This window comes from Mycobacterium sp. (assembly GCF_039583805.1).
Lineage (GTDB): Bacteria > Actinomycetota > Actinomycetes > Mycobacteriales > Mycobacteriaceae > Mycobacterium.
Window position 1 is genome coordinate 1 of the sequence record NZ_JAVKSH010000057.1, and the last position, 6,277, is coordinate 6,277.

Consider the following 6,277-nt stretch of genomic DNA (forward strand, 5'->3'; position numbering starts at 1 on the left):
GACCGCATCGACCGGATGCGGTCAGCGTTCCGCCGGCACAAATATCTCCGCAACGACGGCCGGTTCATCAGCGCGCGGGGACCGTTGAAAATCTTCATGGGGCCGGCCGTCGGCAACGACGCGGTGATGGCCTACTGGCTGCACTTCACCATGCCCGATCAGTCCGAGCGGAGTTGGGAGATCGTCCGAGACCGGTTGGTGCACATCGAATCCGACGACGTCAGAATCGAAGCGACCCTGTGGGAGACACTGGACCCCGGCAACTACACGCGGGGGGACGGGATGAGTCGCGTCTCGGTGATGGCCGCGGCCAAGGAGTTCGGCGACGACGAGTTGGCCGACGCGATGGAGGCATCGCTGGACAAGCGCTACCAGATCGTGCGCCGGCAGGGCGCACGGGCCTATGCCGGAATCTCCAGCTGGGGCAACGCGGGCCACGTGCTCGCGCGGTTCACCCGGCAGAACGCGATGCGGGACTTGATCAGCGGCGACATCCCCGACGTGTGGCGCACCGGGCCGATCCTGGCGCGGGCCGCCTACCCGGATGTCCTGGTGGCTCGCGCCGTCAGCGACGGGTCGGCCCTCGACTTGGTGCTGCGACCCGGGAACGGCTCCGGGCGAACCAGTTTGGGTATCGAACGTCTGGTCCCGCTGCGCGCCTACGCGGTCACGGGCGGGGTCGACGACACCGTCATCGCCGACGTTGACGGCTGCGCGCTCGTCGACGTCGATCTCGACGGCCGCCGCGAAGTGACCCTCTGCCCGACCACCAGCAGCGCACCGGCCGCGGCCAGTAGCGGGCCGGCGTCGTGAAATAGGCCGTCCCAGGGCACGTATTCGTCGGCGAACCGGAACACCCGGAACACGTGCATGTCGAGCACACCCAGCTCGAAAGTCACCATGCCTACCGCCATCAGCAGCCAGCCGACTCCGCGCGGCGTCGAAAACCTGGTGACCTGTCGACTCAGCCCGAGCACGGCGATGGCCAACGCAACGTAGAAGGCGTTGCGGGCCAACCACACCGCCGGTGTGCCGGCGTTGCGGGCGACACCGACCCAGATGAGCAGCGGCACAGCGGCCAGGCTCACGGCGACACCCAGCGCGCAGTAGCCGAACAGGCCGGCGCGGCGGCGCGCACCGCGGGCCGACGGCTCGACTGCCGCGGTCGCGCACCGGCCGGGCACAACCGCCGCCACGCCTGCGCCCGGCCGGTACGCGACCGGGGCGAACAGGGCCGCGGCGTTGCCGGGGCCGACACCCGGGCGTCGTCGAACGCCCCGCACCGCCAACAGAATCAGGGTGCCCACAATGCAGCAGGTCATAGTTCTCCGTTCCGGTCACACCCAGTGTCGGAGCCGACGCAGCGACTGTCCAGCGGTTCCGGGAAAAGCGACACGCCGAGCGCGGTCGCCCGCCTCGGCGTGACCAGGGCTTACGGTAGCGATGTGCTGGATCTGGAACCGCGTGGTCCGTTACCGCCGGAGATCTACTGGCGCCGCAGGGGACTGGCCCTGGGCATCGGGGCTGTCGCGATTGGTATCGCGGTCGCCATCGTCTTCGCCGTGACGGGCAACAGCACCGGCGCCAAAACCGCAGCCGCCGAGACGCCGGCCGCCGTGGCGGCACCGCAAAACCATCCGGCCGCCACCCCGGGTCCGCAGCCCGAGGTCAAGACCCCGATAGAGTCGCCGGCCGGGCCGAACTCGGCTCCCACAGAGACGCCGACCGCCGCCGTGCAACTGCCACCGGTGCTCAAAGAGGGCGACGACTGTCCTGACTCCACGCTCGCGGTCAAGGGCCTGACCAACGCACCCCAGTACCTTGTCGGTGACCAGCCGAGGTTCACCATGGTCGTCACCAATATCGGGCTGGTGGCCTGCAAGCGAGACGTCGGAGCCGCGGTGCTGGCGGCCTACGTCTACTCGTTGGACAACAAGCGGCTCTGGTCGAACCTGGACTGCGCGCCGTCCAACGAGACCCTGGTGAAGACGTTCACCCCGGGCGAGCAGGTGACGACGGCGGTGACCTGGACCGGTATGGGGTCGGCGCCGCACTGCCCGCTCCCGCGGCAGCCGATCGGAGCGGGCACCTACAACCTCGTCGTGCAGTTGGGCAACCTCCGCTCGGCGCCGGTTCCGTTCGCCCTGGTACCCGCCCCGCAGCCCGGTACTCCGGCGCCGGGTATGCCCGCTCCGCCCGGCCCGCCGCCGGGTCCGCAGCCGGGTGCCCCCGGAAACTGACTTAGCCGAGCGGATCGGCGATAGTCGACTCGGCCAACTGGGACAACCCTTCCCGCACGTGTCGGGCCCACATAGCGCCGATGCCTTCCACCGACTGCAGATCGGCGGCGCTGGCCGCCAGTAGGCCCTGCAGCGAGCCGAACTCCCGGACCAGCCGGTCGATGTGGGCGAACTGCAGCCGCGGGATAGCGAACATCGCCCGGTAGCCCCGTGCGCTCATCGCCGAGTCCTGCGCTTCCGCCGTTGACGGATATCCGAAAACCTTTGCCAGCGTGGTGAAGTCGAGGAGCTCGGTGTCTGACAGCGCGTCCAGCTCGTCGAGGGTGGCTGTTACTTCGGCTTTGGTCAGCGGCTCGGGGTTGGCGTGGTAGTCGCGCACGATCAACTCCCGGGCGGTGTCGTTGCCGCCGAGCAACTCTTCGAGCTGCAACCGTAGTTGGCGTCCGTCGGTGCCGAGTTCGACCGCGTCGTCGTCGATCACCAGACCGATCCGGCGGACCAGCTCCAGGCGCTGCACCACCATCATCACCTCGCGCAGCGTGACGAAGTCCTCGATCTCGGCCCGCGACAGTTGCCGGCTGACCTCGTCGAGCCGGATCTTGTAGCGCTCCAGCGTCGCGATGGCCTGGTTCGCCCGGGACAGGATGGTCGCAGAGTCGGCCAGGACGTGGCGTTCCCCGGCGGCGTAGACGGTCACGATGTTCATCGAGTGGCTGACCGAGATCACCGGGTACCCGGTCTGGATGGCGGCCCGCTCCGCTGACCGGTGCCGCGTCCCGGATTCGTCGGTGGGTATCGACGGGTCGGGGACCAGCTGGACGTTGGCGCGCACGATGCGGCCGCCGTCGGTGGAGAGCACCACTGCGCCGTCCATTTTGCACAGCTCCCGCAGCCGGGTCGGCGCGTAGCGCACATCCAGGGAGAAGCCGCCGTCGCAGATGGCCTCCACCCTCTCGTCGTAGCCGAGCACGATCAGCGCGCCGGTCCGGCCGCGCAGGATGCGTTCCAGGCCGTCGCGCAGCCCGGTGCCCGGAGCCAGCCGGCCGACGGCATCCCGCAGGGTCGGCCGCGGCGTCGGCACCGTCCCGTTACCGTTTGCTTCTCCGGCAGTCATCGCCTGCCATTGTGCGCTGCGGTGGCGGCGTGGAGCCGACCCGGTAGGGCGGGCGCTTCGGCGCGCTGTTCGGCGATGGTGAGCATGTGCTGCAACGCCGCGACGATGGTGGCCGCCGGCAGCACTCGCAAACCCGGCGGCGCGGCACACCCCGGCGGAGTCAACGCGATGGTGAACCCCTGCCGTGCGGCTTCAGCCAACCGGCGGTCCATCCCGCTGACCCGTCGCAGATCACCGGCCAGGCCGACTTCCCCGATCGCCACTGCGGTGGTGGGCACCGGCAGTCCCGCGTACGCGGACGCCAGCGCGATCGCCACGGCCAGATCCGACGACGGATCGGTCAACCTCATGCCGCCGACGGTGGACAGGAAGATGTCGGTGGGCGAAATCGTCATTTCGGCGTGCTTCTCCAGCACCGCGGTGATCATCGCGGCGCGAGCGCGGTCGATGCCGCTGACCGCGCGCCGGGGCGGGCCGCCCGAGGGTGCGGCCAGCAGCGCCTGGACCTCGCCGACCAGCGGCCGCGTGCCGTCCAACGTCACCGTGATCGCGGTACCGGGGACCGGTCGCGGCCGCTGGTCCAGGAACAGCCCGGACGGATCGGCGACGCCCTCGATCCCGTTGTCGTGCAGCAGGAAACAACCGACCTCATCGCCGGCCCCGAACCGGTTTTTGACGCCGCGGACCAGTCGCAGCAGCGAGTTGTGGTCGCCCTCGAAGTGCAGCACCACGTCGACCAGGTGTTCCAGCGACCGGGGCCCGGCGATGGCGCCGTCCTTGGTGACGTGGCCGACGAGGATCATCGCCACACCACTGGCTTTCGCCGAGGCGGTCAGTGCGCTGGTCACCGCGCGAACCTGGGTGACGCCCCCGGCGACGCCGTCGACCTGGGTGGTGGACACGGTCTGCACGGAGTCCACCACGACCAGGGTGGGCTGCACGGCGTCGATGTGGGCCAGCACCGTCTGGGCGTCGGATTCGGCAGCCAGGTAGACCTCGTCGTGGTTGCACCCCGTCCGGTCGGCACGCATTCGGATCTGGCCGAGCGACTCCTCGCCCGACACGTAGAGCGCTCGCCGTCCGGAGCGTGCCCATTCGTGGGCGACCTTGAGCAACAACGTGGATTTGCCCACGCCCGGATCGCCGGCGAGCAGGGTCACCGAGCCGGGCACCACGCCGCCACCGAGCACCCGGTCGAGTTCGCCCACACCGGTGGCGCAGTGGCGGGTGCGGCCCGGTTCGACGGAGCTGATCGGGACGGCGGGCGACGACGGCGCGACCGGCCGGGCGGCAGCGCCGCGGGCGGCGCTGAGTGTCGCCACGTGGTCGACGCTGCCCCAGGTGCCGCATTCCAGGCAGCGCCCCACCCATTTGGGGGTGCCGTGCCGGCATTGTGAGCAGCGGTATTGCCTATGTTCCTTCGCCACGCCGCGACACTAACCGGAGGGTCCGACAGGTTCCCGCTCTGAGCCGGCGGGCCTACCGGTGTCTGGAAACGCATGGACAGCCGTCCCGCGGTGACGGCGAGCCGGCCGAGATCGGCACCGACAGGCTGATGGGCCCGGCCTTTTCGAAATCGAAGGTGAACGTGTAGGTGAGCCCGTTGCTGATCGGCCGGTTCAACGCCACCGTCGCCGCGGCGGCATCGGCGGACTCGACAGCGTCCAGCGCCTGCACCAGCTGGCCCGCCGCGGCGCTGACGAACAGCGACCCGCCGGCGGGCAACCGGGTGTCCCCGGTCAGCGTCACCGGGCCGATGTCGGAAGTGATGGCGACGAGTTTGTCCACGACGTCCGGCGACTGGTTGGTGGCAACCAGCACCAGGTCGACCGTGGTGCCCGGCGCCAGCGCGTCGCCGGTCTGCAGCGCTCGGATGTGGACGTCGCGCAGCGCCACGTTGTGCACGGTCGCATGGCTGCCGTTGACGGCGGCCGACTGGTTGGCGGTCTGGGAGATCTGGCCGGAGCCGCAGCCGGCGAGGGCGAGGGCGCCGATCAGGCTTCCGGCGGCCAGCGTGAAGGCCGCGACCGGGCGGCGGATTGAGCGTGTTGAGTGGCGGTGTGGCAGAGCACGGACGACGGGGTTCACTCACAGCCTCCTGCTCGGAGCGGCGGGGTTTGCCTGTGCACGGGGTTCGCCTGTGCACGGGGTTCGACTATGCACAGTAGTAGGTTGACCGGGCGGCCGGTAGCTCAAGACTGCGAGCAGCGCAGTAAGATGAGGCCCGGCCTCGGGCTGGGCTCGCCGTGAGCTTGCGCTGGGGCCAGGACAGGTTTCCCGTATGCCAGTGTCATGCATGAATTCGCCCGTCTGTCAACCCCCACTCTTCGCGTGCGGTGCCTCTGACCTGCATCGTTGTTCCGCGCGTGTCGGGGCGCCGTGTTAGAATGAAGTAACGAAAGGGGCTCGAACCAGATGATCTTTAAGGTCGGAGACACCGTTGTCTATCCACACCACGGCGCTGCGTTGATCGAGGCGATTGAAACCCGGACCATCAAAGGGGAACAAAAGGAATATCTCGTCTTGAAGGTGGCGCAGGGAGACCTGACAGTCCGAGTCCCCGCGGATAACGCCGAGTACGTCGGCGTGCGCGATGTGGTCGGCCAGGAAGGCCTCGACAAGGTGTTCCAGGTGCTGCGGGCCCCGCACACCGAAGAGCCGACCAACTGGTCCCGCCGGTACAAGGCGAACCTGGAGAAGCTGGCCTCCGGCGATGTCAACAAGGTCGCCGAGGTCGTGCGTGACCTGTGGCGCCGGGATCAGGAGCGCGGCCTGTCCGCCGGCGAGAAGCGGATGCTGGCCAAGGCGCGGCAGATCCTGGTCGGCGAGTTGGCGCTGGCCGAAAGCACCGACGACGCCAAGGCGGAGACCATTCTCGACGAGGTGCTGGCCGCCGCGTCGTAAATGACCGGCTCGTAAATGA

General features: G+C 69.2%; 5 protein-coding genes and 1 pseudogene. 3 read left to right on the forward strand and 3 right to left on the reverse strand.

From position 1 onward, the window contains the following. Together ABDW21_RS09520 and ABDW21_RS09525 are read left to right on the forward strand one after the other, a co-directional pair. A pseudogene (locus ABDW21_RS09520) lies at positions 1 to 813 on the forward strand (hypothetical protein); the annotation flags it as partial. Between the two features lie 632 nt (positions 814 to 1,445). After that, on the forward strand, positions 1,446 to 2,240 hold the full coding sequence (locus tag ABDW21_RS09525) for a hypothetical protein (RefSeq protein WP_343602702.1): 795 nt from the start codon (positions 1,446 to 1,448) through the stop codon (positions 2,238 to 2,240). A gap of 1 nt (position 2,241) precedes the next feature. Here the strand turns inward: ABDW21_RS09525 and disA are convergent, their stop codons facing one another. From disA to ABDW21_RS09540, 3 genes are read right to left on the reverse strand one after another with little or no spacing between them, the layout of a single operon-like run. After that, a complete protein-coding gene (gene disA / locus ABDW21_RS09530) occupies positions 2,242 to 3,354 on the reverse strand; it encodes a DNA integrity scanning diadenylate cyclase DisA (protein WP_343602705.1) in 1,113 nt (370 codons plus the stop codon). Further along, positions 3,351 to 4,781 carry a DNA repair protein RadA gene (gene radA / locus ABDW21_RS09535; RefSeq protein WP_343602707.1) on the reverse strand — a complete coding sequence of 477 codons (1,431 nt, stop codon included), beginning with the start codon at positions 4,779 to 4,781 and terminating at the stop codon, positions 3,351 to 3,353. Before radA ends, disA begins: the two co-directional genes overlap by 4 nt. Positions 4,782 to 4,833: 52 nt before the next feature. Next, entirely contained in the window at positions 4,834 to 5,394 is a 561-nt protein-coding gene (locus ABDW21_RS09540) for a hypothetical protein (protein ID WP_343710352.1), read from the reverse strand. 375 nt (positions 5,395 to 5,769) lie between these two features. On the opposite strand from ABDW21_RS09540, the gene carD reads away from it, so the two are divergent. Further along, on the forward strand, positions 5,770 to 6,258 hold the full coding sequence (carD, locus tag ABDW21_RS09545; protein WP_065015102.1) for an RNA polymerase-binding transcription factor CarD: 489 nt from the start codon (positions 5,770 to 5,772) through the stop codon (positions 6,256 to 6,258). Positions 6,259 to 6,277 lie beyond the last annotated feature (19 nt).

Bases quoted from the DNA above. Each gene is read 5' to 3' on its own strand.
- disA (WP_343602705.1), bottom strand. From the start codon at position 3,354: ATGACTGCCGGAGAAGCAAACGGTAACGGGACGGTGCCGACGCCGCGG.
- carD (WP_065015102.1), top strand. From the start codon at position 5,770: ATGATCTTTAAGGTCGGAGACACCGTTGTCTATCCACACCACGGCGCT.